General features: G+C 47.1%; 1 protein-coding gene. It reads right to left on the bottom strand.

Annotation, left to right across the window (positions count from 1 at the left end; all coding sequences use genetic code 11):
* Positions 1-357: hypothetical protein (locus tag ACJ5GX_RS07710; RefSeq protein ID WP_495292874.1), on the bottom strand; the 357-nt coding region annotated here is incomplete at its 3' end.
* Between the last annotated feature and the right edge of the window lie 184 nt (positions 358-541).

Genomic DNA, 541 nt, shown 5'->3' with positions numbered 1-541 from the left:
GAAACCAAATACATAATTTGGCCTGGAACGGCGCAACTTAGGGAGAAATGATGACAAGGACTTGAGATGAAAAGGAGAAGCCCTCGGCGCGGCAATCGGCATGTAACACATATTAGCGCCTACAAGACTGCACGAATACTTCACGCATTGCATCAAACACAGTGCGGTCATTGCGGTCAGCGTGAAACGGATAGCGCCTACAAGAATGCATGAATACTTCACGCATTGCGCCAAACACAGTGCGGTCAGCGTGAAACGCATGGCGCCTACAAGACTGCGTGAATACTTCACGCATTGCGTCAAACACGGTGCGGTCTGCGCGGCGCGGCGGCGGAAGTTAAAATCATTAAACCACATTTATGTTTGTTCTTTCATAATTTTTTCGTTCATTTCTTATGAATGGAAGGCCTTGTCCACACAGAGATAGGTTTACGGAACTTAACTTTCGCGCAAAGTTTCGTGAACTTTTGCTAGTAGTGTTGACAGGGCTTTCCAAAAATGTGTTCGACACGAGTACCTAAATGCGTCTCATGCACCCCTC

The organism is Wolbachia endosymbiont of Tuta absoluta, from assembly GCF_059414725.1.
This window is presented reverse-complemented; position numbering and strand designations above follow the sequence as displayed.